Raw genomic sequence first — 1,529 nt, 5'->3', positions numbered from 1 at the left:
CGGAGGGAAGTGAGGTGCTGCCATAGCCTCGAGGCGTAGGCGAGCATTCGGCTCAGGCGACCCTGCCCTTGTCCGTTTCACGCCTAGTGTCTTCCCTTCGAGGGTTGCAAAAGAGCACTTGGCGATACGCTCGAGATATCACAAGAATTTCGTAAAAGTATTGACTTTTTCGGGGGTTCGTCCCCATTGTAGCCCCCGAGGGAGGGATGGTCCTAGCGAGGGTAGGACCAACCCTCACTCAAGTATGAGTGGACTCGAGTCCACTTGATTCGTTCACAACTTGCGAGAGCTAAGCCAAATACTTAATCAAGAGTTTGTACAATCGAAAGTATGTACAAAAAGGGTTCGAGGGGCTGAAGCCGCTCTAGGGGTATAAGCAACTTAGCTGTTGGATGTCGCAGGCGTTCGCGAGGATTTCCGTCGGCAGTGGGTCGTCCCACGTTGAAGAACACGCCATCGGCATCAAAGACTCTCCTCCACACGGAAGGCCTCGAGGCCCCCTGTGGCTGGGGTCCACTACGGGGACTTCGTTCGCCGCTGTTGCCTTTCTCGCGAGGGGTTCGATACTTCTTCCCCTTATTGCCTTGATTTTACTTCCTCGAGGGCTTCCTTGGCTTGCTGCCCTCCGCGGGCGTCTCTTCGGGGCGCTTTCCCTTCTTGCCGTTGAAGATGGCGTTCGCCGCCTCCTCCCCCGAAGCGTACTTGGAGGCTACCTCGAATAGCCGGTTCGCGTCGGGGGGAGGGTCCCTCCCCAACTTGCATATTAGGTTATAGCTAGTGGTGCTCTCGAGGAAGAAGTGGATGATCTGAGTGTCGGTGATGTTGGGCAGCTCGGTGCAGCGCTTGGAGAAGCGCCGGATGAAGTCCCTCAGGGATTCACCGGGCTTTTGCCTGCAACCTCGAAGGTCCCACGTGTTCCCAGGGCGCACGTAGGTGCCCTGGAAATTTCCCACGAAGGTCTCGACCAGGTCGTCCCAGTCGCGGATCCGGTTCGGGGGCAGGTGCTCGAGCCATGTCCGCGCGGAATCTGCCAGGTGGAGTGGCAGATTGCGGATGATCATGGCGTCGTCTGTGGCGCCGCCGAGCTGGCACGCTAGGCGGTAGTCGTTGAGCCATACCCTGGGGTCCGTTTCCCCAGAGTACTTGGTGATGGTGGTAGGCTGCCTGAAGCGGGGGGGAATCGGGGCAGTGCGGATGTTGTAGCTGAACACCCGCGTGCCTGCTGGCTCCGGGGCCGCATCCCGGTTCCACCCTACGTCGGTGCGCCCGCGCTGATGGGTCCGGGCTCCCTCTCGCTGCCTTATATGATTCAGGGTGTTGCGAGCATCGCCATCGCCGACCGCGCCTCGGGTGTCCCGGAGGCGTGACCTCGCGGGCACCCTCGCTGGAAGCGTTCGTGCTTCGGGCGCACGTGGTTCGTTGGCGTGGCGCCGCGCCGAGTCACGGCAGGAGTCACCGCGGGACTGGGCTCGCGCCCTGCCGTTAGGCCGGGGTGAGCGTACCGATGACTCCCCTCCTCGTTCGCCCTT

The 1,529-nt window shown here is 60.9% G+C and carries 1 protein-coding gene; it reads right to left on the bottom strand.

All coding sequences use genetic code 11. The annotated features are described in order from the left end of the window. Nucleotides 1-590: 590 nt before the first annotated feature. Entirely contained in the window at nucleotides 591-1,211 is a 621-nt protein-coding gene (locus FA727_RS25610; RefSeq protein ID WP_136833910.1) for a retrotransposon gag family protein, read from the bottom strand. Between the last annotated feature and the right edge of the window lie 318 nt (nucleotides 1,212-1,529).

The sequence above is a fragment of the Robertmurraya kyonggiensis genome (assembly GCF_005116465.1).
Classification (GTDB): Bacteria; Bacillota; Bacilli; order Bacillales; family Cytobacillaceae; genus Robertmurraya; species Robertmurraya kyonggiensis.
The sequence above is the reverse complement of the archived record's forward strand: the minus strand, read 5'-3'. Positions and strand labels throughout refer to the sequence as shown.